General features: G+C 50.1%; 28 protein-coding genes. 18 read left to right on the top strand and 10 right to left on the bottom strand.

Annotation, left to right across the window (positions count from 1 at the left end):
* Positions 1-15 precede the first annotated feature (15 nt).
* Together B9D94_RS27625 and B9D94_RS27620 are read right to left on the bottom strand one after the other, a co-directional pair.
* Positions 16-471 (bottom strand): tripartite tricarboxylate transporter TctB family protein, encoded by a 456-nt coding sequence (locus B9D94_RS27625; protein WP_148248487.1) that lies wholly within the window; start codon positions 469-471, stop codon positions 16-18.
* A gap of 62 nt (positions 472-533) precedes the next feature.
* The gene (locus B9D94_RS27620; protein WP_006207541.1) at positions 534-1,541 is read right to left on the bottom strand and encodes a Bug family tripartite tricarboxylate transporter substrate binding protein; all 1,008 of its coding nucleotides are present in this window, start codon (positions 1,539-1,541) and stop codon (positions 534-536) included.
* A 256-nt stretch (positions 1,542-1,797) separates the two neighbouring features.
* Between B9D94_RS27620 and B9D94_RS27615 the strand changes: the two genes are divergently transcribed.
* The 15 genes from B9D94_RS27615 (at position 1,798) to B9D94_RS27545 (ending at position 16,672) form a co-directional block, all read left to right on the top strand.
* Positions 1,798-3,408 carry an ATP-binding protein gene (locus B9D94_RS27615; protein ID WP_148248486.1) on the top strand — a complete coding sequence of 537 codons (1,611 nt, stop codon included), beginning with the start codon at positions 1,798-1,800 and terminating at the stop codon, positions 3,406-3,408.
* A complete protein-coding gene (locus B9D94_RS27610) occupies positions 3,386-4,081 on the top strand; it encodes a response regulator (protein ID WP_006207543.1) in 696 nt (231 codons plus the stop codon). The genes B9D94_RS27615 and B9D94_RS27610 overlap by 23 nt, the downstream gene beginning before the upstream one ends.
* Positions 4,082-4,354: 273 nt before the next feature.
* Positions 4,355-5,461 (top strand): VanZ family protein, encoded by a 1,107-nt coding sequence (locus B9D94_RS27605; protein WP_148248874.1) that lies wholly within the window; start codon positions 4,355-4,357, stop codon positions 5,459-5,461.
* A gap of 68 nt (positions 5,462-5,529) precedes the next feature.
* On the top strand, positions 5,530-6,183 hold the full coding sequence (locus B9D94_RS27600) for a hypothetical protein (RefSeq protein ID WP_172964005.1): 654 nt from the start codon (positions 5,530-5,532) through the stop codon (positions 6,181-6,183).
* A gap of 65 nt (positions 6,184-6,248) precedes the next feature.
* Complete coding sequence (locus tag B9D94_RS27595) at positions 6,249-6,707, top strand: hypothetical protein (RefSeq protein WP_006207547.1); 459 nt, start codon at positions 6,249-6,251, stop codon at positions 6,705-6,707.
* Between the two features lie 220 nt (positions 6,708-6,927).
* Complete coding sequence (locus tag B9D94_RS27590; protein WP_006207548.1) at positions 6,928-7,389, top strand: NUDIX domain-containing protein; 462 nt, start codon at positions 6,928-6,930, stop codon at positions 7,387-7,389.
* Positions 7,390-7,458: 69 nt separating this feature from the next.
* Positions 7,459-7,662, top strand: a complete 204-nt coding sequence (locus B9D94_RS27585) for a DUF4177 domain-containing protein (protein WP_006207549.1) — start codon at positions 7,459-7,461, stop codon at positions 7,660-7,662.
* A 27-nt stretch (positions 7,663-7,689) separates the two neighbouring features.
* Positions 7,690-8,439, top strand: a complete 750-nt coding sequence (locus B9D94_RS27580) for a DUF3891 family protein (protein ID WP_148248484.1) — start codon at positions 7,690-7,692, stop codon at positions 8,437-8,439.
* Positions 8,440-8,545: 106 nt separating this feature from the next.
* Complete coding sequence (locus B9D94_RS27575) at positions 8,546-8,725, top strand: hypothetical protein (RefSeq protein ID WP_006207551.1); 180 nt, start codon at positions 8,546-8,548, stop codon at positions 8,723-8,725.
* 63 nt (positions 8,726-8,788) lie between these two features.
* A complete protein-coding gene (locus tag B9D94_RS27570) occupies positions 8,789-9,598 on the top strand; it encodes a DUF368 domain-containing protein (RefSeq protein WP_148248483.1) in 810 nt (269 codons plus the stop codon).
* A 134-nt stretch (positions 9,599-9,732) separates the two neighbouring features.
* On the top strand, positions 9,733-10,302 hold the full coding sequence (locus B9D94_RS27565; RefSeq protein ID WP_006207553.1) for a TetR/AcrR family transcriptional regulator: 570 nt from the start codon (positions 9,733-9,735) through the stop codon (positions 10,300-10,302).
* Positions 10,303-10,380: 78 nt separating this feature from the next.
* On the top strand, positions 10,381-11,823 hold the full coding sequence (locus tag B9D94_RS27560) for a DHA2 family efflux MFS transporter permease subunit (RefSeq protein WP_148248482.1): 1,443 nt from the start codon (positions 10,381-10,383) through the stop codon (positions 11,821-11,823).
* Between the two features lie 212 nt (positions 11,824-12,035).
* Entirely contained in the window at positions 12,036-15,131 is a 3,096-nt protein-coding gene (locus tag B9D94_RS27555; protein ID WP_148248481.1) for a hybrid sensor histidine kinase/response regulator, read from the top strand.
* A gap of 18 nt (positions 15,132-15,149) precedes the next feature.
* Positions 15,150-15,515, top strand: a complete 366-nt coding sequence (locus B9D94_RS27550) for a LytR/AlgR family response regulator transcription factor (RefSeq protein ID WP_148248480.1) — start codon at positions 15,150-15,152, stop codon at positions 15,513-15,515.
* Positions 15,516-15,601: 86 nt separating this feature from the next.
* On the top strand, positions 15,602-16,672 hold the full coding sequence (locus B9D94_RS27545) for a serine hydrolase domain-containing protein (RefSeq protein ID WP_148248479.1): 1,071 nt from the start codon (positions 15,602-15,604) through the stop codon (positions 16,670-16,672).
* A gap of 76 nt (positions 16,673-16,748) precedes the next feature.
* Here the strand turns inward: B9D94_RS27545 and B9D94_RS27540 are convergent, their stop codons facing one another.
* The 8 genes from B9D94_RS27540 to B9D94_RS27505 all read right to left on the bottom strand — a co-directional run bounded on the left by B9D94_RS27540 (position 16,749) and on the right by B9D94_RS27505 (position 22,815).
* Positions 16,749-17,201 (bottom strand): hypothetical protein, encoded by a 453-nt coding sequence (locus tag B9D94_RS27540; protein WP_006207558.1) that lies wholly within the window; start codon positions 17,199-17,201, stop codon positions 16,749-16,751.
* 62 nt (positions 17,202-17,263) lie between these two features.
* Positions 17,264-17,953: a hypothetical protein gene (locus tag B9D94_RS27535; RefSeq protein WP_006207559.1), complete on the bottom strand. Its 690-nt coding sequence runs from the start codon at positions 17,951-17,953 to the stop codon at positions 17,264-17,266.
* Positions 17,946-18,824, bottom strand: a complete 879-nt coding sequence (locus B9D94_RS27530) for an ABC transporter ATP-binding protein (protein ID WP_148248478.1) — start codon at positions 18,822-18,824, stop codon at positions 17,946-17,948. Before B9D94_RS27530 ends, B9D94_RS27535 begins: the two co-directional genes overlap by 8 nt.
* A 5-nt stretch (positions 18,825-18,829) precedes the next feature.
* Complete coding sequence (locus B9D94_RS27525) at positions 18,830-19,198, bottom strand: GntR family transcriptional regulator (protein ID WP_006207562.1); 369 nt, start codon at positions 19,196-19,198, stop codon at positions 18,830-18,832.
* A 172-nt stretch (positions 19,199-19,370) separates the two neighbouring features.
* Positions 19,371-19,982 carry a response regulator transcription factor gene (locus B9D94_RS27520; RefSeq protein WP_036644244.1) on the bottom strand — a complete coding sequence of 204 codons (612 nt, stop codon included), beginning with the start codon at positions 19,980-19,982 and terminating at the stop codon, positions 19,371-19,373.
* Positions 19,915-21,126: a sensor histidine kinase gene (locus B9D94_RS27515; RefSeq protein ID WP_076152932.1), complete on the bottom strand. Its 1,212-nt coding sequence runs from the start codon at positions 21,124-21,126 to the stop codon at positions 19,915-19,917. The genes B9D94_RS27520 and B9D94_RS27515 overlap by 68 nt, the downstream gene beginning before the upstream one ends.
* 16 nt (positions 21,127-21,142) lie before the next feature.
* Positions 21,143-21,889: an ABC transporter permease gene (locus tag B9D94_RS27510; RefSeq protein WP_063478272.1), complete on the bottom strand. Its 747-nt coding sequence runs from the start codon at positions 21,887-21,889 to the stop codon at positions 21,143-21,145.
* A 2-nt stretch (positions 21,890-21,891) separates the two neighbouring features.
* Positions 21,892-22,815, bottom strand: coding sequence for an ABC transporter ATP-binding protein (locus B9D94_RS27505; RefSeq protein ID WP_006207565.1), 924 nt, complete (start codon positions 22,813-22,815; stop codon positions 21,892-21,894).
* A 312-nt stretch (positions 22,816-23,127) separates the two neighbouring features.
* Here B9D94_RS27505 and B9D94_RS27500 point away from each other — a divergent pair, with 312 nt between their 5' ends.
* Genes B9D94_RS27500 through yvcK form a run of 3 tightly spaced genes read left to right on the top strand, consistent with a single transcriptional unit; the run spans position 23,128 to position 26,038 of the window.
* Entirely contained in the window at positions 23,128-24,078 is a 951-nt protein-coding gene (locus B9D94_RS27500) for an ROK family glucokinase (RefSeq protein ID WP_036644252.1), read from the top strand.
* Positions 24,079-24,130: 52 nt separating this feature from the next.
* Positions 24,131-25,039 carry an RNase adapter RapZ gene (gene rapZ / locus B9D94_RS27495; RefSeq protein ID WP_006207567.1) on the top strand — a complete coding sequence of 303 codons (909 nt, stop codon included), beginning with the start codon at positions 24,131-24,133 and terminating at the stop codon, positions 25,037-25,039.
* 57 nt (positions 25,040-25,096) lie between these two features.
* A complete protein-coding gene (gene yvcK / locus B9D94_RS27490; RefSeq protein ID WP_172964084.1) occupies positions 25,097-26,038 on the top strand; it encodes a gluconeogenesis factor YvcK family protein in 942 nt (313 codons plus the stop codon).
* Positions 26,039-26,042: the final 4 nt, after the last annotated feature.

The raw sequence follows: 26,042 nt of genomic DNA, 5'->3' as shown, positions 1-26,042 counted from the left end.
AGATTCCTCCCATGCTCATGATAGCCAAGACGGGAAGCCCGGCATGGAGCCTTCCAGCAAGACAACAAAGATGACATACACGCCGCCGGAGAACAGCGCGGAGATTAGAATGGATTTCAGCCACTTCCCTCGTTCCAGCGTCTGGAACGCAAACAGGAGGAACAGGAATGTGCCGATGATATAACCGATGACTTCCAGGAAATAGGCGTAGAGAAAGGCTGCAGCGAAAATCATAAAGAATCGCTTGTAATCCAGCTTCTCCTTCTGGCTTTCTGTCGGCTTTGCCTTCAAAGCTTCATAAAACAAACGAATGCTTAGCAGTATAAGCGCCAATCCGAGACCAAAAGGGAATATGTTAGGCCCAACGGTGCTGCCGTATGCGGATGCGCTGATCTTGGCGCTCTGCCACATGAAGCCGATGCCCAGGAGCAGGAATACGATGCTGGCGTAGCGGTCAAACGTGCTGTTCAAGGGTGACACCTCCTCATGGATGAAAAGGGAGAGGGAACCTTCGCTCCCTCATTCCCCCTGTATTACTTCTGCATGCCAAGCGCTGTGAGCAGCTCCTGGACATCTTTTTCCTGCTCTTCAAGGAATGCCTTGAAGTCGGCAGCATTGCGGTATTCACTTGCCCAGTCGTTGGCAACCAGCTCTTTTTGCCACACTTCATTCTCGGAGAGGTCCTTCAGCGTTTTGTCCCAGAAGGCAAGCTGCTCCTCCGACAGTCCTTTCGGACCGAATACACCGCGCCAAATCGTGAATTCAGCGTCAAGGCCCAGCTCCTTCAGCGTAGGCACGTCTTTGAAGTCGCCGCCGAGGCGCTCGCTGGAGGTGACGGCCAGGATTTTGATTTTACCGGCTTTCAGATAGCTGCCTAGCGAAGAGATGTCCGTGCCGATGGCGTCCGCATTGTTGCCCAGGAGTGCGGCGATGGCTTCGCCTCCTCCATCATAGGACAGGTATTTCACGGTTCTTGGATCCACACCGGATTTAAATGCAGGCAGAACGCTGATTAAATGGTCCATGGAGCCTGGTGCAGAACCGCCCGCAAGTGTAACGGAGGTGGGATCGGCCTTGATGGCGTCGATTAACGCTTGCAGGTCAGTGAATTTGGAGTTGGCCGGTACGGCAATCGCTCCAAAGTCTTTGGTCATCTGGGCGAGAGGGGTCACGTCCTTGTAACCAAATGGGCTGTTTCCTTCCTTTTTCAGATTGTTGATGAGAATCGGCGGGGAGCTGACAAACAGTTTGTAAGGATCTTCGTTGTCTTTTGCCACAAACTCCGCCAGGAATACGGTACCGCCGCCGCCGGGTTTATTCTCGACGGTCATGGTCTGGTCAATGAGCTTCGTTTCCGTTAATACCTTGGCGAGGGAGCGTGCGGTTTTATCCCAGCCACCGCCGGCACCTGATGGGGCCGTCACAATAATGGGTTTTGTCGGGTAATCGCCGGTGCTGCTTCCGGTAGTGCTGCAGGCTGTCAGGCTCATCGCAAGGACAAGTGCGGCCGCTATGATTTTTAAGCCATTTTGTTTACGCATGGATAAGTTCCTCCTTTGTTCTTAGCCAAGAGTGCGCTTAGACTGTAAGCGCTTACTGCAATGGGTGTTTTAATACTATCATCCTGCGTAAGGCTTGAATAGAATTGCGCCATAAGTTGAAAAAGCTTCATTTCGCTAATTTTGTTCATAAAATTTACGGCCAATTTTTGTCAGGGGCTATGTTAGAGGTGTGATCTAGAATACAATAAGAAAATCAGAATCTAGAGTATATCGACAAGCATACGGGGGAGATTGAATGCGTTTACAGACGAGGCTGATTCTGCTGATTGGCACGCTGCTGTTTGCCGTAATTGTTGCTTTGACCTTCAGCTTTGAACGGCTGCTGGTCAACACGCTGGAGAAGAGCATCGGCGCATCGGCATTGAAACTTGCAAAGGCCGTTGCCGAAATGGACGTCATTCAGGATGCATTCGAGGAAGAGAATCCCTCTGCCATTATTCAGCCCGTTGTGGAGGAAATTCGGCTGGAAACGGACGCGGAGTATATCGTTATCGGTAACCGGGACGGCATCCGGTATGCGCATCCCCTTACCGATCGAATTGGCAAGGAAATGGTTGGTGGAGATAATGGGCCGGTACTGCAGGGCATGAGTATCATCTCGAAGGCCATCGGTTCCATGGGCCCCTCGCTTCGGGGCAAAACGCCGATCTATAATGATAAGAACGAGATTATCGGTATCGTATCGGTCGGCATTCTGATGAAAGATATTGAGATATCAGCACAATCGTATCGTAATCGTGTTCTGTTATTAGCGAGTCTTGCCCTTATTCTGGGCTGCGGTGGTGCCATATGGATCTCGTCCAGCGTCAAGAGATCGATTCACGGCCTGGAGCCGAAGGAAATCGGATTATTATACCAAGAGAAACGGGCCATTCTGGAGACGATTCATGAAGGCATTATCGCCGTTAACCGCGAGGGTATCGTAACCCTGGCCAACCATACCGCGATGATGATGATGGATCCGGAGGAGCGCAAGCTGGTCGCCGGACGGTATATACAGGATGTAATCCCGGGCACCAGACTGCTGGAGGTTATGCAAACCGGGGAAGCGGAGAAGGATCAGGAGATGGTGATTAATGATCACGCGGTTGTGGTGAATCGACTGCCTATCTACGACCATGAGCATCGGATTGTAGGGGCGGTATCGAGTTTTCGCAACAAATCCGAGCTGCTGCGCCTGACCGAAGAACTTACGCAGGTAAAGAGGTATACGGAAGCGCTGCGCGCGCAGACGCATGAATATTCCAACAAGCTGTATACGATCTACGGCCTGATCCAGCTGGAATCGTATCAGGAGGCTATGGATCTGATTACGCATGAGACGGATGTGCACCAGAATCTGATTCAATTCCTGCTGCAGGAAATACCGGACCCGATTATCGGTGGCATTCTGATCGGGAAATTTAATCGCGGAAGCGAGCTGAAGGTAAAGGTCGAAATCGACCGGAGCAGTTCCTTCAAGGATATCCCAAGTCATATCAGCCGTAATCAGTTGGTTACCATCATCGGTAATCTGATCGATAATGCCATGGAAGCGGCTTTGGCCTCACATCCCGATAACAGATGGGTCAAGGTCAGATTACACGACAAGGGTGACGAATTGAGTATTGAAGTTTCCGATGGTGGCACCGGAGTTACCGGGGAGAGCACGGAGCGTTTGTTCGATCTGGGGTATTCCACCAAGGGTGAGAGCAACCGAGGCTTTGGTCTGTCTATCGTAAACGGTACCGTACAGCAGCTGCACGGCACGATTGCTTATCACAATGTGCCTGCGGGCGGCGCGGTATTCACGGTTATAATTCCAAAAACAAGGGGGGATGTCCATGATTCGGGTCGCAATCATTGAGGATGATGTGCGCATTGCCAGCATTAACCAACGGTTCGTAGAGAAGGTGGAGGGCTTCGAGGTCGTTGGCATCGCAACGGATCGGGCCCAGGCGCATGAACAGCTGGACATATTGGCGCCGGATCTGGTTTTGTTGGATTTATATTTTCCTGACATGTCGGGTCTGGATTTGCTGCAGCATATTCAGCGGGGGTATCCGCATACGGACGTTATTATCATAACGGCAGCCAAGGAATTCGATACAGTGCGAGAGGCGATTCGCGGCGGAGTCTACGATTTTATGATCAAGCCGGTCGTATTCGACCGTTTTCAGGAGAAGCTGAAAGCCTACCGGAAATATTACGAGCATATGAGGCAGCTCGGCGGCGCGAACAAGCAGATCGATCAGCAGGGCATCGACCAGCTGTTATGGCGTGCAGGAGAACGGTTGGATCGGGAGACGTATTTTCCAAAAGGCATCGACAAACTGACGAGTGAGAAAATTCTGTCCTATATCGAGGAGTCGGAAGATGTGTGGACAGCAGAGGAGCTTGGCAAGCGAGGCGGCTTCAGCCGTACAACGGCCAGAAGATACCTGGAATATTTCGTGGAGAAAGGCGTGCTGGTGGCCGATATTTCATATGGCACGGTAGGCAGGCCGGAACGGGTGTATCGGAGGGCAGAGAATGGATGATGTGAAAATATGAAAAACCATTCTGCTCTTATGATCGTTATAAACTCATATAAGCCATTTTAGGATAACCGATTGAATAGCGTCTTGCTTATGGTGATCCTGCCCACACTATTGGTGTGGGTTATTTGCCATTGGAATATGGCCAAGGAATTGAGAAGCAGATGATGATGAGGTTTTTGTTTTTTTAAACGCTTTTTAACCCAGGGGACTCTGGCATTTAAACTTGGTCCTGTACATTATAAGCAGAACATCACAAAGGGAGTGAAGAAAAAAATGCTCGAAGCCTATCTGTTTCCGATATCGTATGCATTTTTAACCTTTCCCATAGCGGCTTTGCTGTGCGCAGTTCCCTTTTTGATCGTGCAGTATCGCAAGTATGGGTATTTTAATAAATTCCGGGGATTTCTGTTATATTTGTTCTTGCTCTACATGATGAACGCGGTCTATCTGGTGTTGCTTCCTTTACCAGCCTCGCGGCACAATGCCCCGATGAATGTTGTCTCGGTCATGCAGTGGATTCCGCTGAATTTCATACAGGATATATTGAAGGAAACCAAGGTGGTGTGGCGCGAGCCGTCCACTTACATGCTGTTGTTTAAGGAAAGAGCCTTCTTGCAGGTTGTCTTTAACGTGTTTCTCGTGGTTCCGTTCGGTATGTTCCTGCGTTATTACGTGCGGACGACCTGGATTACGTGTCTTGTGGCCTCGGTTGGCTTATCGCTGTTCTTCGAAGTTACCCAGGTGACGGGCATTTACGGTTTCTATGATTATCCTTACCGCTTGTTTGATGTGGACGATCTGCTGCTGAATACGATGGGGGGGATGGTCGGATTCATGCTTGCCGGTTGGATGAAAAACCACCTGCCTCGCCTGGATCGTCTGGACGAGAAGGTGGATCTTTCGCAGAAGCGGGTCAGTTATACGCGCCGGACCATCGCTTTTTGCATGGACGGAGCGATCGTGCTGCCGCTTATCGGCGTGTTGACTGTGCTGAACTTGAAAGGCGCCTATTTTATAGTGGTGATTGCATATTATATCGTGCTGCCGTACATGATGCAGGGGCAGACTCTGGGTACCTGGATCGTACGGGTTCAAATCCGCGGGGCGGGTGAGCATCTGAAGCTGAAGGAAGTAATGATTCGCAACGGGCTGCTGTATGTGGTGTGGGGCGGATTTCATGTCTTGCTGATTACCGTCAATACGGCGGGCTCCCATATCCTGCTGGTCATGTATGTGATGGGGGTAGTGCTGCTTGATGGGGCTGTGTTTCTTCATGTGCTGTTATGTCTGATTTACCGCGACCGCAAGCTGCTGCATGAAGCCAAGAGTGGAACGAGGCTTGCGATTGTAGACAACCACTCCATAAATAAGGCTGGTTAATATGGGTTACCACCCAAGCTCCTGTTTGCTATAATGTGGTAAATGAATCAGGCGAGGAGGAGAAGCAGTTGAAGAGTAGAATCCTCTCCATTTCCGCAATTATTGTTGGTTTGCTGTTTATATCTAATCACCATCTGGGCTATTCATTCGGGGATGATTTGTTTCGCTGGGCAGGGATACCTCCCTGGACTCAGCAAGGCGTTTATGGTTTTCATTTACCTGTCATTGCAGGACTTATCTTGTTGATGGTCGGAATTCCGTGGGTAAGCCGAATGTATCGTCCCCGTTATCCGAAGATTATGGGCCGGGTGCTGATCGGCTGTGTTGCTTGGATCGTCCTTTTTCCATTTGTATCCGAGCAAGTTATGTACCTTGTGAAATACAATGCAAGTGGAATCTCCTCTGTATCTTACTCCAAAAAAGACAGCAAATGCGATTATCGTACAAGGAACGAAACGATTCTGGCGGACTGCCAGATCCATATCTACAGCTATGGCAACGAGTCGCAGGTTGCGGTGCGCCCGCTAAGTTCTGAAATAGGAGGCAAGATGGTGGAATTCGAGCGTAAGGTTGTTGCCGTTCGGCCGCGGGACAAAACAAAAGTAAGCGAGACCTTTGAGGGTTCCGTGGCGCAGCCAGACTCTCCCATGAGTATGTCGGGCGGAGCAAGGGAGCCGGGCATCGAGCTTACCGTCGATGGCAGAAGCAAGGTGATGGAATAACTATCCCATTCTGAAGAGAAACATCATCCTGATGCCTGAGGTGAACCGTGGTGGGACTTCGTCACATGAATTGGTATGTGAAAATATGGCTGATATCGCTGTTATTGCTGCCGGTGTGTTCTTCAACCGCGGCTGCTTCATGGGCATATTCGTTTGTCGTAAACGACGGGAAGATCTACGTCATGTCGGAAGATCGAGTGGAAGCATCCACACTTGGAGACGTGGTGGGAAAGGTCACCTACTATTCGGACAGGGAAGGGACTTATAGCGGTAATTTCTCCAATGCCTACCCTAAGGGAACCCAATACTATGCCGTTAAGGGAATCGCCACCGAAACAGCTATTGCTGTAGAGACAACGGAAGGTTATTTGTTAGCTCAGTATGAGGGTGAGTATGGCGGAGGAGCCCATACGCCTTGGCAAGTCATCAAGGATTGGATTATTGCGGGACTGATCCTGCTGATTGTTGTTTGCGTGGCGGTTGTTGTGCGCAAGAAGATGAAGGATGGCTCATATAGGCACTAGTTTATGGATCGTATGGATAGCCATATAGCCAGGCTAAGACCCATTTCCCCAGCCGCAAAAGAAGCCGGAATTCTTGCAGAAACCTTCAAGGATGCCGGCTTTTTTCGTTTGTTTTGTGTAAAGGAAGTATATGCATAATTAGGTGTATGGGGGCGACAGTGGGGTTATTTTTGCTACAATAGAATATAGAACATGAAACGTTACGATAAGGAGACTGCCTATGAAACCGATTCGGAACTCGGCCAAGGCCGTAATTATGCGCAATGATCAAATTCTGCTGACAAAAAATGTGGACCAACTGGGGGAGTTCTACCTGTTCCCCGGCGGCGGGCAGGAGAAAGGCGAAACCTTGGTACAAGCGGTAATCAGGGAGTGTCAGGAGGAAATCGGGCGTAAAGTGGAGGTTTTGGATTTACTGCATGTCCGTGAATACATAGGATCTAATCACGAGTTTGCCGAATGGGATTCGGACGTGCATCAAGTGGAGTTTTATTTTGAATGTTGTCTGGCGGATGTCGGTGACACCTTCCAGGGCCATAATCCGGATGAATACCAAGTAGGCGTGGAATGGATCGATCTGTCCGCATTGAACGAGATTCGAATATACCCGCATTCACTGGTGAAGCCGCTCATGGATCAGGCCGAGCACTCGGCGGTTTGCTATGTTGGCGACACGAACTGATTCCGAGCTTCCGGATATACCGGCTTGAATGGCCGTCAAAATTCAATGGGATGATGGAGGAAACAATCCATGGATCAATGGGAATACAAAACGCTGAAATATAAAACCGGGGGGTTCCTCGGGGGCAAGGTAAACGAGGAAGAATTCGAGGATTTACTGAATAGCTACGGCATTGATGGGTGGGAATTGATCTCATGCTTTGATACCAGCGTGCATCAGGGACAGTCCAGGGACATCATTGCCGTCATGAAGCGCAGAGCGTATCTGGGGTAAGGATCGAAACAGAAGGGAGAAGATGGGATGATCATTCGCGAGACAGAGGATGCTTTTGTCATGACCACCCAGGACGACCATGGCCGGTTCTCCGGCGAGATCGCCCGGGGATTTCGCCGAGAGCTGTTTATAGATGAGTCTGTGTTGGAGGAAGTGCTGCTTGCTATAGCGGAGCATGATCGGGCCTGGCTGCTGATGGATGATATGCCGATCTGGAATGACGAGAGCCGGACTCCGTTCACTTTTATGGATTATCCGCCACTGCCGAAATTGTTGATGTACAGCAAGGGTGTTGAGGAGACCATAGCCATGAGTCCTTATGCAGGGTATCTCTGCAGCCTTCATTATGCGTCTTTTATGAAAAATACGACGGAAGCGCCTTTTGCGGATTTCTACCGTGCCGAGCAGGCTCGGCAACAAGAGCTGCGGGATCAGTTTTCATTCCCTGACGATGATACCGTGACCAGGCAGTTTGGACTGCTGCAATTGTGCGATGACCTCTCGCTCTATGTAAACATGAATCCGCCAGGGGCATCCAAGGATCAGGAGCATCCGTGGTTCAGAGAGGGCTTCAACATGTCGATCGACGGGCAAAGAGTCGTGGCGACCTGGGCCAGCGAACATGAAATCCAAATCAGCCCGTTTTTGTTTGAACGGAAATGGTCGGCGTCGATCAAGTGGAAACATGTGCTGAAGTCGAGTATTGAGGAGCAAGGGATTGCTAAGGCATTCCACGATGCATTGTGGACCGAACAGACGGTCACTTTTGTGCCTTAAGCTTAAGGAACCCATCATACTTCATAGTCTAGTCCAAAATATGATATGATCACCTCAGTGGCTAGTAGACTGGACAGATTTGATTCTGTAGGAATGTAGAGGATGAATGATGAAGAAAAAGGAATTTTTGATCGTTGCGCTGCTCAATTTTTTGGCTGCGATAGCGTTCCTGGTGGTTGTTTTTATTACAGATCGAAGCTCTTGGCAATGGGGATTTGGAGTCGTTTCATTGCTGTTTGCGATTGGCGGAGTAGGCAATTTGGTATTGCATGCTAAGAACAAATAAGGCTTCCTTCGCTGGGCCATCACGTTTAGATTCACTATGTAAGGCGGGAGGATTATTGCCATTATGGAATGGAAGAACCTGTATCGGGGCGTGCTGATGGGAGTCAGTGACCTGATTCCGGGCATTAGCGGCGGCACGATTGCCGTTGTGCTGGGCATCTATGACCGTTTGTTGGAGGCTATCAGTGGATTCTTCAGCAGGGAATGGAAGAAACATCTGGGCTTTCTGATTCCGCTTGGTATCGGGATCGGTTCTGCTTTATTGGCATTAAGCCGCTTGATTGAGTATTTGCTGACAAGCTATTATGAGCCCACCCAGTTTTTCTTCACAGGGTTGATTCTGGGGGTTCTGCCTTTGATTCTGCGTAAAGCGGAGGCTCGAACCAAGTTCAAAACCGTGCATGTGGTTGTGCTGATAGTGGCAGCCGGCTTGCTGGCCTCAACGGCTTTTCTTAGAACGGATGCCACATCAGATCCGATAACGACATTGACCTGGGCCAGCGGCATCGGCCTCTTCTTATCGGGCTGGCTGGCCAGTATGGCGATGCTGCTTCCGGGGATCAGCGGATCGTTTGTACTTCTGCTTCTGGGGGCTTACTCTACGGCGATTGCAGCCCTATCTTCACTGAATTTTGGTATTATTGCTGTAATCGGAGCAGGAGCCGTGATCGGTTTTGTGGTCAGCAGCCGACTCATTCGTTATCTGCTGGATCAGTACCCGAGCTTGACGTATTCCGTCATTACCGGTCTCATTCTGGGTTCCATTGCTGTTGTGTTTCCCGGCATTCCGTCGGGATCTGGCATGATGGCTGCCAGTATCGGAACCATGTTGATTGGACTTATGCTGGCTGTACTGATGGGTAGAAAAGAATAGGCGAAGATTATAAAAACAGGGAGTCACGGGCTCCCTGTTTTTATGTCTTTACTTGCTGCATTACATTTTATACAATAAATGAATCGTCGCATTATCTAGACCAGTCACTATATAATGGGTAGAGGGTGTATTTCTTGAGTACTAAGAATGTTTCCAGAGAGAGCATACTTGCCGCAGCCACGCGCCTGTTCCATCTGCAGGGGTATCATGGCACGGGTTTGAATCAGATTCTTAAAGAGAGCGGAGCCCCTAAGGGATCGCTTTATTATCATTTTCCCGAGGGAAAAGAGCAGTTGGCTATAGAAGCTGTACAAGCTATGGCGATATATATCGAGAATGATATCAAGACTTATCTTCGCTATGATGTGGATGTAATGACGGCATTTCAGGAGCATATCAGACACATAGCGGAACAATTCAACAATACCGATGAGCTGGATGGTGTCCCCATCGGATTAATGGCCGCCGAGACTTCATTGATCAGCGAGCCGTTACGGAAAGCTTGTCAAGCAGCCTTCGAAGGCTGGGAGCTTTTATATGCCAAAAGGCTGATCGAGGCAGGCTATGATCCCGCATCCGCACAGAAGCTGGGCATTGTGATTAATAGCATGATTGAGGGAGCCATCACGCGATCGCTGACTAACAAAAACGGCGAACCACTGCAGCTTATAGCAGAATACATCCCTATTTTACTTAAAAAATAAATAAATAAATAAAATATTCTATTTCAATGTCCATATTATATAGACTGGTCTAGTGCTAATTTAGAGTTTGAGAGGAGTATGGGGTTGAGTAAACAAGGTCTTGCAGCAACATCTATCGAACAAACCAAGATCAGGCCTATACCTATTGCGGTATCGCTGATGATTGGAGCTTTCATTGGGTTATTCAGTGAAACTGCATTAAATATGGCATTCACCAATATCATGACGGATTTTCACATTGATGCACACGCGGTACAATGGTTGACCACAGGGTATCTGCTCGTTCTGGGTATTCTGGTTCCAGTCTCCGCCCTATTGCTTCAATGGTTTACAACAAGGCAATTATTTAATGCCTCGCTTATCTTCTCGATCATAGGTACCATCGTTGCCGCCCTGTCCCCGAACTTTGAGCTTCTGCTCGTAGCCCGAGTGATTCAAGCCATCGGGACCGGATTGCTGTTGCCATTAATGACAAACGTGATTCTCGTTATTTTTCCGCCGCATAAACGCGGATCGGTTATGGGACTGATGGGTTTGGTGATTATGTTTGCACCAGCTGTCGGACCCACATTATCAGGGTTCATCGTTGATCGTCTCGGTTGGCAATCCATCTTCTGGATTTCTTTGCCGCTGCTTGCGCTCACTTTTGTTTTTGGTCTGGTGTACATGCAGAATGTGTCAACGATCACCAAGCCCAAAATCGATATCTTGTCCATTTTTCTATCCAGCATAGGTTTTGGAGGCATCGTCTTTGGCTTCAGCAGTGCAGGTGAAGGCGCGGGGTCATGGGGAGAGCCAGGCGTGTTCATTCCTATTGCTATTGGAGCGATTGCGCTCGTTCTGTTTGCTGTCCGTCAGCTTCGCATGAAGCAGCCTATGCTGAACCTGCGGGTGTTCAAATTCCCGATGTTCTCCATCGGCGTGCTGATGGTATTTCTCTGCATGATGCTCATTCTGTCTACTTCAATTCTGCTGCCTATGTATTTAAAGGGAGGGCTGCTGTTAACTGCGTTCGCGGCTGGGCTCGTGCTGCTGCCTGGCGGCATCATCAACGGTTTGATGTCTCCTGTTACAGGGCGTTTATTTGATAAATTCGGTCCAAAATTTCTGGTCATTCCCGGATTTATTATCACAACGATTCTGTCGTATCTATTTACGAATGTCACAACGGAAACACCGCAGACCACCATTATTATCATGCACACCTGTATCTTTATCGGTGTAGCGATGATCATGATGCCGGCGCAAACCAACGGCTTGAATCAATTGCCAAGAGCCTATTACCCGGATGGATCTGCTGTGATGAACACGCTTCAGCAAATAGCAGGTGCCATCGGAACCGCAGTGGCTGTCAGTATTATGGTAGCCGGCCAGGCGAGTTACGTGCCATCGGCAGGGACTACCAATCCTATGGCAGAAGCGCTAACCTCCGGTGTGCAGAATGCCTTTATGCTTGCATTTGTAGCGTCCATCATCGGTTTAATCGCCTCATTCTTTATTAAGCGAGTGAACGTCAAATAACCCGCTATATCATATGCCCCTACGGCAGGCCGTGATCGAAGAATTCATAAATTTATGAATTCCACACGGCTTGCAGGAGGGGTTTTTTCATGTCTGCAGAGAATAGTTTAAGGTGGATTCTTAAATCTTTATGCCAAATGCCGATATATTGGGTATCTCAAGTGGTGTTTCATCCGTAGAATCCTAACATTCTATAGAGAAGTAGGTCAACAATGAATAAGAAGCGGCGTGTGATGATTGCGGGATTGGCATTGGTTATACTTCTGCCCATATGGTTTATTGTTCGGTTTATCATGACACCCGATGTAAGTCCTGAAGCCGTCCAGGGCAGACTTGATTTAACCGCGTGGGATTTCTCAGAGCAAGGCGGCGTAGAGCTCAACGGGGAATGGGAGTTTTATCGAGGGCAGCTGTTAACCCCGGAAAGCTTTGAACAGCAGCATCCGGATGAGAAGATTCCTTCTCCTACAAGTATCGTATCTGTCCCCGATAAGTGGAATCAATATATAGATGAAGATGGTGAGCCTGGGGCAGCAGGAGCCGGGACGTTCAGGCTGGTCGTTCAATTAAGGGAAGCCGAGGGCATCTACGGCATTCATACCGGAAACATACGGACGGCTAACCGAATTTTTATGAGTGGTCAGGAGGTTGGGGCCAGCGGTTCCCCCGGATTATCGGACGATGGGAGTGTTCCCAACAATATCCCATACGTTGGATACGCCCAAGTAGACGGCAGTGAAGTTGAGATCCTTGTGCAGGTATCGAATTTCATCTATTCCTCAGGCGGAATTTATTCTCCGCTTGTATTTGGCGACAAGCAGGCGGTGATGAAGAGCCGGGAAACCACGGCTTTTGTAGACCTGATGACATTGGCGGGATTTCTGATTCCGGCTATGTACTTTCTGTTACTGTATCGCATGCAGCGAAATGAGAAGTCGCTTCAGTACCTGGGGTTATTCTGCCTGTCTGCTATGGTTTATGTGGCGACACACGGCGAGAAGCTGCTATCTGCTGTATGGCCGGATCTTCCGTATGAGTGGTTCATTCGGATTCAGATGATTTTCTCTGCATTCGTCTATTATTTCTTGCTGCGATATATTGCCGAGACCGTTCAAGGTCTTGTTCACCGGTGGGCACTTTATCTGAGCAACGCGGCAACACTGATTGCAGTAGGGAGCGGTCTCATTCTGCCGACGGTTGTTTTCTCGGAATTGGAACCGGTCATTTACCTATTCTCCGTATTTATCATTCTCTATATCACTACGGTGATGGGACGGGGGATCTGGCGGCGCTCGGAAGACACCGGCTTTATGCTGATAGGCATCCTGAGCATCATGGTTGTGATTACCGTTCATGTGCTCAACTTGATGGGGATATACAGCAACTTGATCATCGTGCCGCTGGAGATGCTGCTGTTTGTAGTAACACAGGCGCTGCTGCTCGCCCAGCGGTTCTCCACAACATTTACTGAGGTGGATCAGCTCTCCCGGAGATTGCTGACATTGGATGGCTTGAAGGACGAATTTATGGCGAATACATCCCATGAGCTTCGGACTCCTCTGCATGGCATTGTGAATATTGCCCAGTCGCTGCTGGATGGGTCCTCGGGTTCGTTAAGCGCTAAGCAGTCCAAGGAACTGTCCATGATAGTGTCAACCGGTAACCGTTTATCCACGCTGGTTAACGACATACTGGATTTTAGTAAGCTGAAAAATGGGGAGATTGTGCTGCATCGGCAGCCCGTTGATCTGAAAGCCGTGACACAATCCGTGCTTGAGGTGGTTACACATCTGTCGGCGGGCAAGCCGCTTAGCCTGGAGCAGCAGTGGCCGGAGAATTTGCCGTGGCTTGACACCGATGAAGATCGATTAAGACAGATTCTGTACAATCTGCTCGGCAATGCTGTGAAATTCACAGAGTCAGGGACGGTGCGAGTGACTGCAGATATAATCCATGGGCATGTAAGAATATCGGTCAGCGATACGGGGATTGGCATCTCAGAGGAGCGTCTCGTGGACATCTTCAAATCCTATGATCAAATTGGATATGCCTCCGATCGGGAATACAGCGGCACAGGCATCGGGCTGAGCATTACGAAAAAGCTGGTGGAACTGGGGGGCGGGGAGATCTGGGCAGAGTCTGAGCCGGGTGTTGGTTCGGTCTTTCACTTTACGCTACCATCTACACTAATTCCGCCCCAGACTTCATGGATTGGCACTGCGCAATCCGCGACAGCTTCTGTTGCGGTAGCAGCGGAGCATGTGAGCGATCCGAGTGGCTCCAGAACGTACCCGAAGGGTCCCACCGTACTGCTGGTTGACGACGATCCTGTGAATCTGCAGGTGCTTCGGAGTCTGCTCTTTGCGGAGAATTATAATCTGCTCACAGCAAGCAATGGAGTCCAGGCGCTGGAGCATATCCGTTCAGGGCAAGGGATTGATCTGGTGATTACGGATTGGATGATGCCGGGGATGTCCGGACTGCAATTATGCAGAACGGTTCGGGAGCAGCACACACTCTTTGAGCTGCCCATTCTGATGCTGACCGCACGAAGTTTGCCGGAGGACGTCCGTACCGGACTGCAGGCCGGGGCGAATGATTTCTTAAGAAAGCCGGTGGATGCTGATGAGCTGCGGGCCCGAGTCCGCAATCTGCTTGAGCTTCGCCGATCTGTACGTCAGACGATTTCGGCGGAGATGGCGTTTCTTCAAGCGCAGATCAAGCCCCATTTTATGTTCAATGCGCTGAATACCATCATTGCCGTGCTGTATACCGATCCGGATAAAGCGACACGGCTGCTCATCGAGCTTAGCCATTATTTACGCGGAAGCTTTGATTTTCAGAACAGGGATCAGCTTGGTACGCTGCAGAAGGAAACCGCCTTGGTTCAATCCTATCTATTCTTGGAGCAGGCCCGTTTCGAGGATCGCTTGACCATCGAATATGATGTTCATGCCCCATTAGACCGTTTGGTACCGCCGCTTAGCATACAGCCAATCGTAGAGAATGCGGTGCGGCATGGGGTGACGAGGCAGCTCTCCGGGGGAACGGTTCGTATTCAGATCCATGAACGGGAGGAACGGATAACGATTTCCGTTACGGATAACGGTGTGGGCATGAGTCCGGACAAGGTCAATTCCTTGCTCTCCGGGGCGCACCATACAGGGGGTGTAGGACTCCGAAATATACACGCCCGATTGCTCACGCTATACGGTAAAGGACTTCAGATCGAAAGTCGGTTGGGATTCGGCACGTCCGTCAGCTTTGAAGTGCCTTTGTCGACCAAGCTCGACAACAGATTGGAATAAGGAGGAGTATTTGACGATATGAAAGCAATTGTGATTGATGATGAGAATCCGGCATTGGTGCACATGCTGCGGCTCATCGAACGCGATGGGCGCCTAGAGGTTGCAGGAACCTTTACCCAGGCCCAGGATGCCATAGATCAATGGCAATTGTGTATGGCGGATGTTGTATTTCTCGACATTGAAATGCCTGGACTCTGTGGACTTGAGGCAGGTGAAAGGCTTGCACAGCTTGACCCTGATGTCCATATCGTCTATGTGACGGCCTATGGTCATTATGCTCTGGAAGTATTCAAACAGAATGCACAGAATTATTTATTAAAGCCGGTAGATCCGGAACGGTTCAGCGATACGGTCACGAATCTGCTGTCGTGCAAGCATAAATGATTTCCTCTGGATTCGCAGCGTATTCGGGGAGGGCGATGGGAACATTCCGTTATAATTATCTTCTTCCGGGATGCTCATGAACGAGTATGTTAAAATATCCCTATCATGATAAAGGATGGGGTCAGGTGGATAATCATAAAATTGAAGAGTTTGCGGCAAGCATTCGTTTTTCAGGAGCCGTGCTCTTAAACGATAAAGACGGCAACATCGTATGGGAAGCGGCATTCGGTTATTCCAACCGGGCTGACCGTCTGCCTAATCAGGTGGGCACAAGATTTGGCATAGCCTCAGGCTGCAAGCTGTTTACCGCTATTGCCATTTGTCAGCTAATAGAAGAGGGCAAGCTGTCCCTGGACAGCAAGCTGAGCGAATGCTTGGATATTCCGCTGCCAGATTTCAGCGAGGAGATTACGGTTCATCATTTGCTGAGTCATAGCTCGGGTATTCCGGATTATTATGACGAAGAGGTCATGGATGACTTTGAGGATCTGTGGAAGGCCGTACCGATGTATACTTTTCGGAACGGAACGGATTTTCTTCCATTGTTCCAGAATGAGGGCATGAAATTTCAGCCGGGCGAGAGATTTCATTATAACAATGCAGGGTTTGTGGTGCTCGGCCTGATCGTTGAGCAGCATGCGGGCATGCCATTCCAGGATTATATCGAGCAACGTATTTTCCAGCCGTGCGGGATGCTGGATTCGGGGTATTTCTCGCTGGACCGCCTGCCTGCGAATACAGCTATAGGGTATATCGATGAGAAGGACGGTACGTGGAGAACGAATCAGTATGCTATTCCGGTCCAAGGCTATGCCGATGGAGGAGCATATGTGACAGCTCCGGACATGATGAAGTTATGGAGTTCGCTGCTGGCAAACAAACTGCTCACTCCATCCATGACAAGGCAGCTGCTCATTCCGCATCAATATGATCCGGGCAGTGGCTTGCATTACGGGCTTGGCGTGTGGATCACCAAGAAGGATGAGGACCTGTTCAAATACCATGTGATGGGATACGACCCAGGTGTGAATTTTCGGTCTGCCTATTATCCGGCCACAGGCCATACCCTGGTGGTCACGTCCAATGGCAGTGGCGGAGCCTTTGAAATGATGGGGTTGATTGAGGAAGAACTCTCGAAGGGATCCAGCAGTACATAAAAACAGCCCCGTGCTTTGAATAGGCCAGGGGCTGTTATGCGGTTGAGTCCTTTGATGAACCTGCGGCTGGATTGATTTACAACCCGGCTTTAAAGTACCGGTTCGCCGCCGGTTTGAACATAAAGACGAGGGCGGAAATAACAGCGATGATATGAAGGACTCGGCTGGATGCAAACAGTATAGAAATATTGTCTGCATGAGCGAAGGCCTCCCACAATGAATTTCCTGACATAAGCCATTGGATGGGGTCAATGGTTAAGGAGAGGAGGCCAATCCCGCCTAATAGCAGGGCCAATGCGATGCGCGCCCAATTTTTTCCTCGAAGCATTCTGAACATGATGTAGACAAGGGCAGCGAATAACATGGATCGTGTGGCTATATGAATGAGAATACCGCCGATTTCAGATCCTGCATGGGTGGAAATATAGTCGATGACCGCTACCGTCATCTCGAATATGCCTGCACCGATGGCAATCATCCATAACAGAAAGGACTGGAATACCTCATGGGGAACAGCATCCTTCTTCATGTGAATTATCATTCCTCTCCAGAGTGACTGATCTAATATACGCGCTGTTATGTGAATTGGGACTACGAGATAGTACGTCTAGCCGTAAACCACCAGCCACCTGCAAGGAGAACAAGTGATATGAGCAGCGTGAGTCCGAATCCCTGCAGAAGTGAATCGTTAAACAGAAGGGCCTGCAAGCCATCGGCCAGTGTATGCCGGAGGGAAGGGATGGATGTAAAGATCGGTATTGCTGCTATGAACACCACCCAAACTACCCAGCCCAGAACGTGACGGAGGCCGGAGAACAGCAGATTCAGCAATGAAATAAGAAGCAGATAGGCGCCAAATTGATAGACAAACATGCCAACGATACCGAATTGGCTCCACCCGAATATCTCGAGGATGTTAAAGGTGTTTTCGTAGTTTCGTATAAAGCCGATTTCGATTTGAAGCCAGATGATATTAAGCATGGCAAAGATGGCAGACCATAGGGCGTAAACAAGGAGCATGCCAGCATAATATTCTTTTCGTGTAGCTCCTAAATTCATCACCCGTCTGAATAAGCCTGCTGGCAGCACACTGCCTATGAATAACAGGAACACGGTGAGAAGATTGGCCGCCGACACTTGCGTATTCTCACCATTATCTCCAAGAGACAGGCTTACGATAACATTTGCAAGAATACTAATGGCAATAGTGCCAAGAATCGACCAGAGATAAGGTCGAAGCTGCAGAAATGAAGCTCTCATGAGCACAGTGGACTTATTCAATGATCTGACCTCCTTCTATTAAATAGGAGAAAAACTTTTGCAGCGGCAAGCCGTCAATGACAATCCCGAGTTTGTTGGCTTGCATGCGGTCAGCCTCATGGATAGTCCCGTATATAGCCGTTATGGAGCCCTTGCCATAAGATTCTTTATAGATCACATGCCGCTTCTTCGTAAATTGCTCCATTTGCTCCTGATTCCCTGTCAACAGATGGGAGTTAGCGCGGATGTGATCGACATCGTCATGCAGTAAAATGGAGCCGGAATCCATAATGTAGACCCTCTCAACGACAGTAGCAATCTCATCGATCAGATGGGTCGAGAGGAGGATGGTCCGGGGATGATTGGCATAATCCTCAACCAGAACGCGATAAAATTTTTCTCGCATAAGCACATCCAGTCCAAGCACCGGTTCATCAAATACCGTAATGGGTGCGCGGCTGGCAAGGCCGATAATATTTCCAACCAGGGATTCCATGCCCCGTGAGAGCTGACGGATTTTTTGGTCAGGGTTCAGCTTGAATGTCTTCAGCAGGCTCTGGGCATAGTCCCAGTTCCAATTCTCATGAAAGGCTGATGCAAGTCGCAATACTTCAATAACCTTTGCTCCGCCGAAGAATAAATTTTTCTCTCTTACATAACAGATGCCCCTCGGGGTTTCTCCCCGTTTCAGCGTTGCGCCCGAGATCTGGATGCTGCCATTGTCGGGAAAGGCTCCGCCGGTCATCATGTTGAGCAGCGTGGTCTTTCCGGCACCGTTCGGGCCAAGGAGACCGTAGATGGTATTCTCCTCTAAATGCAGTTCCAAATTTCGGACTGCCTCCGTACTCCCGTAACGCTTGCCCAGGTTGGAGCATGTAAGTAATGCGCCCATTTTGCTCATCTCCTATTCCTCTGTTTGATCATTTCAATAACATCCTCGGTGGTCAGCTCAAGCTTTTCCGCTTCGTCCAGCAGTTTCAATACAAGCTCGTTGTAGAATCGATCCTGCCGTTTCGTTAAAATGATGGATTTGGCATCCGCTGCAACAAACATGCCCAGCCCCCTTTTCTTATACAAAATTCCTTCATTGACAAGCAGGGCAATGCCTTTTACAGCTGTGGCGGGATTGACCTGAAAAGTACTCGCGAACTGCGACATCGAGATAATCTGATCATCTGTTTGGTAAGTCCCGTTTAATATGTCATCTTCAATCATGTCTGCGATTTGCTGAAAAATCGGCTGCCCTTCGTCAAACATCGAATTCATGATATCACCCTGTCAGTATGTTAGTCTTGTGACATACTATAATACCAGGTGGAAGGATGTGTCAACAAAAAAAGAAAAAACAGACCATAATGGGCCTGTTTGTACTGTGAATCTCAAAAAACCCCCGTCTTATAAAGACGAGGGTACAAACTTTATCAAAGCAGCCAAGACGCTATATCCAGCCCTTCTCTTCCGCCATCGTGATGGCCTCGATCCGGTTCTTGGCATTCAGCTTGCTTAATATTTCGGACATGTAGTTGCGGACGGTCCCGTAGGACAAGTGCAGCTTCGAGGCGATATCATTAGAGCTGTTTCCGTCTGCAGCCAGCCGCAGCACCTCCCGTTCGCGTTCGGTTAACGGATTGGCGCCTGCGCTTGATAACGTCCCGAAGACCAGCTCAGGGGAAACCTCCCGCCGCCCCTCCATCACCCGGCGGATGGCTTCTGCCAGTCGCTCACTGGGTTCATCCTTCAGCAAGTATCCCTGAACCCCCGCCTGTACGGCCCGCTCAAAATAACCGGGTCTTGCAAACGTGGTCAGAATGATCACCCGGCTTGAATAACCGCGCTGCTTCACTTCCTCCGCCACTTCAAGGCCGCTGCGCACGGGCATTTCGATATCCAGCAGACATACATCGGGTTTGTGCACTGCAATCAGAGATAGTGCTTCAGCACCGTCGCCCGCTTGGCCAATCACTTCAATATCGTCTTCGAAGTCAAGCAAAGAAGCCAGAGCGCCGCGAAGCATTCGCTGATCCTCGGCTATCAGTACTTTGATGCTCATGGGATGTGTCCTCCTTCCGGTTCTTGATGACAATGGGAACGCGTATGTTTAATATCGTGCCTTGTTGTTCGGAGCTCGCTTCGACGGTACCCCCAATGAGGGCCAGCCTCTCGGCCATGCCCTTCAGGCCATTGCTGTCCGAAGCGGGGCTGCCCTGTTCCTTGCCTGCAAGACCGATCCCGTTGTCAGCCACCATAATACGCCATTCATTGTTCAGCGATTCGATAACGATCCGGCACTGGCTTGCCTGACTGTGCTTGACCACATTGGTTACTGCCTCCCGCAAGCAGAGGCTAAGGATATTGTGAGCGAGGTCGGATATTCCCTCCAGCTTCGGATTGCCCGTGCAGATCAACTGGATATCTGCGCTCTCCAGTATGATCCGGGCCTCCTGTAGTTCCTCGGGCAGGGTAGCGGTTCGCATATCGGATACCAGCTCACGGACTTGACGCAGCGCGGCACGCGAGGTGTTCTGAATCTCCCTGGCTTCGAGCTGGGCCTTCCCGGGATCCTTTACGACGAGTTTCTCCACAAGCTGACTTTTCAATGTGATAAGTGACAGCGTATGCCCTAGCGTATCGTGGAGATCTCTCGCGATGCGCATTCGCTCCTCGCCCTTAATCAGGTTGCGAATCTGCTCGTTTGCTTGCGCGAGCTCCTGCTCCAGCCTCTGCCGCCTGCTCAGGGAACGGAATCCTGTCGGAGATATGAGCATGATCAGGAAGAACGGCAGCATGATCATAAAATCCATCGGGGCCATGGTTCGGACATGAAGGGCAAGCGGAATCGCCTCGACGATGAAGAACAGAATCATGGCCTGCGTGAATTTACGATGATCGGCATACCAGCCGATGAAATTAGCCGTGAAGAAGCCCATATACATATAGGTTGGATGATACCAGACAGACAGGATGAAGATAATGGACATCTGGAGGACGAGCCAGTACATGAATTGCTTTTTGCCCTCCAGAAAATAAAGCTGGCGGTACGTGACAAGAAACAACGCCAGCAGCGGAAATCCTATCCATTGCCTTAAGGCATCCGCCTGGAACATGTTAAAGAACGGCATTAGCATATAGATGAGCCACATATATGGAAAGAATCCCATATGACGCGGAAATATTTCAAACCGGAAGCGTTTCATCCCATCACCTTATCCTTCAGTCGGCTTGTTGTTTTTTACGGATATAGGTGGATATTACCATAAATACAGCCAAATAAGCTGCTAAAATAACGAAATTATCCAGCCCCGGCGCTTCTCCGCGCACGATTGACCAGGCACCGCCGCCAAAATGGTAGGACGGCATCCATTTGCCAATGGCTTGCATGATGGAAGGCATTGCATCGATTGGGAACCACATCCCGCCCGTAATAGCAAGCCCCAAGTAGATGCCGTTGCTGACGCCGCTTGCCGTGTCCACGCGTTTCATGGAGCCAATCAAGGTGCCGATAGCTAGGAATGGAACGGACGCGATCAGAATCCAGAGACCGCTGAGCACCCACTGCCAGAAGGAGAGGGACACCCCGTTCATCAGGTAACCGGCAACAAAAATTACGACGATGCAAAGCAGATGCATGACGGTTTGCACAAACATTTTACCGAAGAAATATACACTGCCGGGAAGCGGCGTCACCCGCATGTAGATGGCCCAGCCCTGAACTCTCTCCTGAACGAGGCGAATGCCGAGTGACATGATAGCGGTGCCCATGACACTGAAGGATGCCATGGACATGAGATAATGCGCCTGCCATTGTCCGGCGTCGTCCGCTCCCGTATTGACCACCCGGGTGAAGATGAAATAGAACAGTATGGGCATCGCTAGCGACCAGAAAATATAATACGGATTACGTACCATGCGCAGCAGCTCCATTCGGCACTGCAAGATAATCAGTTTCCAGGTTGTCATGTTTATACGGCCTCCTCTTGACTCGTCGTTAATTGGTCGAAGGCTTCGTCCAGGCTTCCCTGATCGATGCGCATATCGCGCACGGCAAGCCCCGTGCGGAACAGAGCCGCAAGCGCTGTGTCCGTATCGTCGGTGACGGCGTGCAGCCTGCCGTCTTGCTCATATACATCCGTTACACCCGGCACCTCATGAAGCAGTTCCTTGACCTGCCGGTGATCCGCATCCACGATAAAGGATACCGAGCGGCGGGTCAGCTTGGATTTGATGGCTGCCGGCGTACCGTCTGCAACTACCTGACCTTGATGGAACAGCAGAATCCGGTCAGCCATATCGTCTGCCTCTTGCAGATAATGGGTGGTGAACAGAATGGTCTTGCCCTGGCTCGCGAGCTTGCGCACCGTCTGCCAGAATAACCGGCGTGCCGATGTATCCAGCCCGACGGTAGGCTCATCGAAGAATAGCAGCTCGGGATTGCCAGCAATGGCCAGCGCAAAGCTGAGCTTGCGCTTCTGGCCGCCGGACATTTTGACGGCCCATTTGTTAAGCTCCTCGGATGTGAGCCCGCTAAGTAAGGCGATGTCTTGCAGCGACAGCGGATTGGGATAATAGCCGCGAATGAGATTAATGATCTCACGCGTGCGGAGTCCATCCATGACGCTGACCTCCTGGAGCATGGCGCCGAGCCGCTCGCGAACCTTGAGGTCCTTCGGGCTTCGGCCGAACAGGAGAACTTCACCTTCGCTCGCGTCTTTCAGTCCGAGCATCATGGAAATAGCGGTAGATTTCCCTGCTCCGTTGGGCCCGAGAATCGCGGTGACGGATCCTTTTTCTATAGCAAATGACACTTGGTTGACGGCTTTTTTGCTTCCGAACATCTTGGTAACCTTCCGCAGTTCTGCAACTGGCTCACCGATGAATTCTGGCATGGTATCGCACCCTCTCGTATCGAAATGATCTGAATTCATCATACGAAAGAGAAGAAACACCCGTTAGTACAGGATGTCATCACTTCGAAGTGACTTTTGTCATGTTGGTTTCGACCTAAGGTGAGAGGAAGTAGGATTATGAACAAATGAGGGCGATTTGGAGGAGGTTTGTATCCGCTTACATATGCATGGATAAAGGCTTGCTTCCGGTTTTCCATCCCTTGGTCTTCTCTTGACCGGAGCAGTGCCTTCAATTATAGTGGGTACAGTAGGAGCAATCTATAATATAGAAGGAAAAAGGTGGCTTGAAACATGTCTGAGAACATCTACGTCGGTGTCGATCTAGGCGGTACAGCGATTAAAGTTGGAATATGCAATGAAGAAGGGCATCTTCTGCAGAAGTATGAGGGACCGACGGAAACAGCCAAAGGCGTTGACACGGTTATTGACAACATTGAGAAATATGTGCGTCACATCGTAGAGGAATCGCCATACAGCTGGGATCAACTTGCTGGTGTTGGAGCTGGATTCGCCGGCTTTACGAATATACGTGAAGGCATTATCATTCTGGCACCGAATGTAGGATTTAAAGATGTACCGATTCGCGCACTGCTTGAAGAGCGTCTCGGCAAGCCTGTCAAAATAGATAACGACGCCAACGTGGCTGCACTGGGCGAAGCCTGGAGCGGTGCAGGTCGCGGCGTTGAGAACTGCGTATGCTACACGCTTGGAACCGGCGTGGGTGGCGGTATAATTGTAAACGGCAAGATTTATCAAGGCTTCGGCGGCATGGCTGGCGAGCTTGGTCACATCTCGGTTGTGCCGGATTTGGAAGCGATTCAATGCGGATGCGGCGAAATGGGCTGTCTGGAGACGGTTTCTTCGGCAACGGGTATCATCCGTATGGCGAAGGATGCTGTCGAGCGCGGTGACCGCACTTCCCTTGCGCATGTTGAGAACATTGCAGCGAAGGAAGTGTTTGATGCTGCAAAAGCGGGCGATGAAGTTGCCATTCGCATCGTAAACCGCGCAGCATACTACCTGGGCAAATCGATGGCTGCTGTTGCCGCCGTATTGAACCCGGAAGCCTTTATTATTGGCGGTGGCGTATCCAATGCCGGCGACATTCTGTTCAATGAGGTTCGCACGGTATTCGCGAAGCTGACACCGGAACCGCTGCAGCGCGGCGTGCGCATCGTTCCCGCTGAACTTGGCAACGATGCCGGTGTTGTTGGAGCTGCCGGTCTGCATTTACGTTCGTAGTATTCATTCACCATACATCGTCTGATTTAAACTCATAAGGGAGGGAAAGCTGATGCTGGAAGCAGCCAACCGCGGCAGCAACACATCATCCATGGCCACCCTGATCATCATCACGGGGATGTCGGGAGCAGGTAAGACCTTGGCCGTACAAAGTCTGGAGGATCTTGGATTCTTTTGCGTTGATAACCTGCCCCCGGTGCTCATTCCTAAATTCGCGGAGCTGATCGATCAATCGAAGGGTAAGATCGGCAAGGTTGCATTGGTCATCGACCTGCGTGGCCGCGAGTTTTTCACCGCTTTATCGGAGTCTCTGAACTACATTAAGGATCATTTCACCATTCATTGTGAAATTCTGTTCCTGGATGCCACGGATTCCGTGCTCGTTCAGCGCTACAAGGAGAGTCGCCGTCGCCATCCGCTCGCTCCGGAAGGCATGCCGCTTGACGGTATCCGGTTGGAGCGCAAAATGCTGGATGAGCTGAAGAACTCAGCTACCCAGGTGATTGATACCAGCAACATGAAGCCTGTCCGCTTGAAGGAGAAGATTATTTCACGCTTTACGCATCTGGAGAGCAGCACGCTATCGGTTAATATCACATCCTTTGGATTCAAATATGGCATTCCGATCGATGCCGATCTGGTGTTTGATGTTCGTTTTCTGCCCAATCCCCATTATGTTGAGCAATTGCGGCCAAACACAGGTCAAAACAGTGATGTGTATGAATATGTAATGAAGTGGCCGGAGACGCAAGCTTTTCTGACCAAACTGCTGGATATGCTGCATTTCTTGATCCCTCAGTATCGGAAGGAAGGCAAGAGTCAGGTTATTATCGGCATTGGCTGTACCGGTGGGAAGCATCGTTCCGTGGCAATTGCTGAATACCTTGGCAAAATGCTCGGGGTCAGCGAAACGGAGACGGTATCGGTGAGCCACCGCGATTCTGATCGGGATCGGCATTAATTAAGGGAAGTGATAAATGTGGCTGTGCAAGCTAGAAAGCGCCCCCGCATTGTTGTGATGGGTGGAGGAACCGGGCTGTCCGTCATGCTTCGGGGACTCAAGGAGAAGCCGCTCGATATTACGGCCATCGTAACAGTCGCTGATGATGGAGGAAGCTCCGGCATACTGCGCAGCGAGTTACAGATGCCGCCTCCGGGAGATATCCGTAACGTACTTACAGCACTCGCTGACGTGGAGCCGCTGTTGTCAGATATATTGAAATACCGTTTCAAAACAGGCTCGGGACTGGCCGGGCACAGCCTCGGCAATCTAATCCTGGCTGCCATGACGGATTTGCACGGAGATTTTGTCACGGCAGTCAAGGAGATGAGCCGGGTTTTTGTTGTTCGTGGACAGGTGCTCCCCGCAGCGGGTGAAGCCGTGATTCTGCATGCGGAGATGGAGGATGGCACCATTGTGACGGGTGAATCCAAAATCCCGGAGGCCGGGGGTCGCATTAAGCGGATATCCCTGGAGCCTGAGCATGTCGAGCCGCTGCCGGAGGCATTGAAGGCGATTCAACAGGCCGATGCCATTCTGATCGGCCCGGGAAGTCTGTATACCAGTATTTTGCCCAATTTGCTTGTTCCCAAGCTTGCAGAAGCCATTGTATCGTCCGAAGCCATCAAAATGTTTGTGTGCAATGTGATGACGCAGCCGGGAGAGACGGATAATTATACGGTGAGTGACCACTTGCAGGCCGTTTATGACCATATTGGTCTTCATCTGTTCGATTATGTTATTGTAAATGATGGAGAAATCCCGCCTCAGGTTCAGGATAAGTATGCCCAGAAGGGTGCAAAGCCCGTGGTACTGGATCGTGACGAGGTGACCAGCCGAGGATATAAACTCATTGCAGATAAGCTTGTGCTATTTAGAACATACTTAAGGCATGATGCTGACAAGCTGAGCAACCATATTTTTCAGCTGGTGCAGGATTGGACTACACGAAAGGGGTGAGTAC

Origin of the sequence: Paenibacillus sp. Cedars, assembly GCF_003184205.1 — a bacterium.
In the GTDB taxonomy this organism is placed as follows: domain Bacteria; phylum Bacillota; class Bacilli; order Paenibacillales; family Paenibacillaceae; genus Paenibacillus_AQ; species Paenibacillus_AQ glucanolyticus.
This window is presented reverse-complemented; position numbering and strand designations above follow the sequence as displayed.

What these genes read in the sequence shown, in the direction of transcription:
- B9D94_RS27505 (WP_006207565.1), bottom strand. Translation starts at nt 22,815, where the DNA reads ATGCCAGAATTCATCGGTGAGCCAGTTGCAGAACTGCGGAAGGTTACC.
- B9D94_RS27550 (WP_148248480.1), top strand. Translation starts at nt 15,150, where the DNA reads ATGAAAGCAATTGTGATTGATGATGAGAATCCGGCATTGGTGCACATG.
- B9D94_RS27500 (WP_036644252.1), top strand. Translation starts at nt 23,128, where the DNA reads ATGTCTGAGAACATCTACGTCGGTGTCGATCTAGGCGGTACAGCGATT.
- B9D94_RS27580 (WP_148248484.1), top strand. Translation starts at nt 7,690, where the DNA reads ATGATCATTCGCGAGACAGAGGATGCTTTTGTCATGACCACCCAGGAC.
- B9D94_RS27560 (WP_148248482.1), top strand. Translation starts at nt 10,381, where the DNA reads ATGGGGTTGAGTAAACAAGGTCTTGCAGCAACATCTATCGAACAAACC.
- B9D94_RS27615 (WP_148248486.1), top strand. Translation starts at nt 1,798, where the DNA reads ATGCGTTTACAGACGAGGCTGATTCTGCTGATTGGCACGCTGCTGTTT.
- B9D94_RS27515 (WP_076152932.1), bottom strand. Translation starts at nt 21,126, where the DNA reads ATGAAACGCTTCCGGTTTGAAATATTTCCGCGTCATATGGGATTCTTT.
- B9D94_RS27555 (WP_148248481.1), top strand. Translation starts at nt 12,036, where the DNA reads ATGAATAAGAAGCGGCGTGTGATGATTGCGGGATTGGCATTGGTTATA.
- B9D94_RS27520 (WP_036644244.1), bottom strand. Translation starts at nt 19,982, where the DNA reads ATGAGCATCAAAGTACTGATAGCCGAGGATCAGCGAATGCTTCGCGGC.
- rapZ (WP_006207567.1), top strand. Translation starts at nt 24,131, where the DNA reads ATGCTGGAAGCAGCCAACCGCGGCAGCAACACATCATCCATGGCCACC.
- B9D94_RS27540 (WP_006207558.1), bottom strand. Translation starts at nt 17,201, where the DNA reads ATGAAGAAGGATGCTGTTCCCCATGAGGTATTCCAGTCCTTTCTGTTA.
- B9D94_RS27510 (WP_063478272.1), bottom strand. Translation starts at nt 21,889, where the DNA reads ATGACAACCTGGAAACTGATTATCTTGCAGTGCCGAATGGAGCTGCTG.
- B9D94_RS27585 (WP_006207549.1), top strand. Translation starts at nt 7,459, where the DNA reads ATGGATCAATGGGAATACAAAACGCTGAAATATAAAACCGGGGGGTTC.
- B9D94_RS27605 (WP_148248874.1), top strand. Translation starts at nt 4,355, where the DNA reads ATGCTCGAAGCCTATCTGTTTCCGATATCGTATGCATTTTTAACCTTT.
- B9D94_RS27590 (WP_006207548.1), top strand. Translation starts at nt 6,928, where the DNA reads ATGAAACCGATTCGGAACTCGGCCAAGGCCGTAATTATGCGCAATGAT.
- B9D94_RS27610 (WP_006207543.1), top strand. Translation starts at nt 3,386, where the DNA reads ATGATTCGGGTCGCAATCATTGAGGATGATGTGCGCATTGCCAGCATT.
- B9D94_RS27545 (WP_148248479.1), top strand. Translation starts at nt 15,602, where the DNA reads ATGTTAAAATATCCCTATCATGATAAAGGATGGGGTCAGGTGGATAAT.
- B9D94_RS27570 (WP_148248483.1), top strand. Translation starts at nt 8,789, where the DNA reads ATGGAATGGAAGAACCTGTATCGGGGCGTGCTGATGGGAGTCAGTGAC.
- B9D94_RS27525 (WP_006207562.1), bottom strand. Translation starts at nt 19,198, where the DNA reads ATGAATTCGATGTTTGACGAAGGGCAGCCGATTTTTCAGCAAATCGCA.
- B9D94_RS27595 (WP_006207547.1), top strand. Translation starts at nt 6,249, where the DNA reads ATGAATTGGTATGTGAAAATATGGCTGATATCGCTGTTATTGCTGCCG.
- B9D94_RS27620 (WP_006207541.1), bottom strand. Translation starts at nt 1,541, where the DNA reads ATGCGTAAACAAAATGGCTTAAAAATCATAGCGGCCGCACTTGTCCTT.
- yvcK (WP_172964084.1), top strand. Translation starts at nt 25,097, where the DNA reads ATGGGTGGAGGAACCGGGCTGTCCGTCATGCTTCGGGGACTCAAGGAG.
- B9D94_RS27530 (WP_148248478.1), bottom strand. Translation starts at nt 18,824, where the DNA reads ATGGGCGCATTACTTACATGCTCCAACCTGGGCAAGCGTTACGGGAGT.
- B9D94_RS27575 (WP_006207551.1), top strand. Translation starts at nt 8,546, where the DNA reads ATGATGAAGAAAAAGGAATTTTTGATCGTTGCGCTGCTCAATTTTTTG.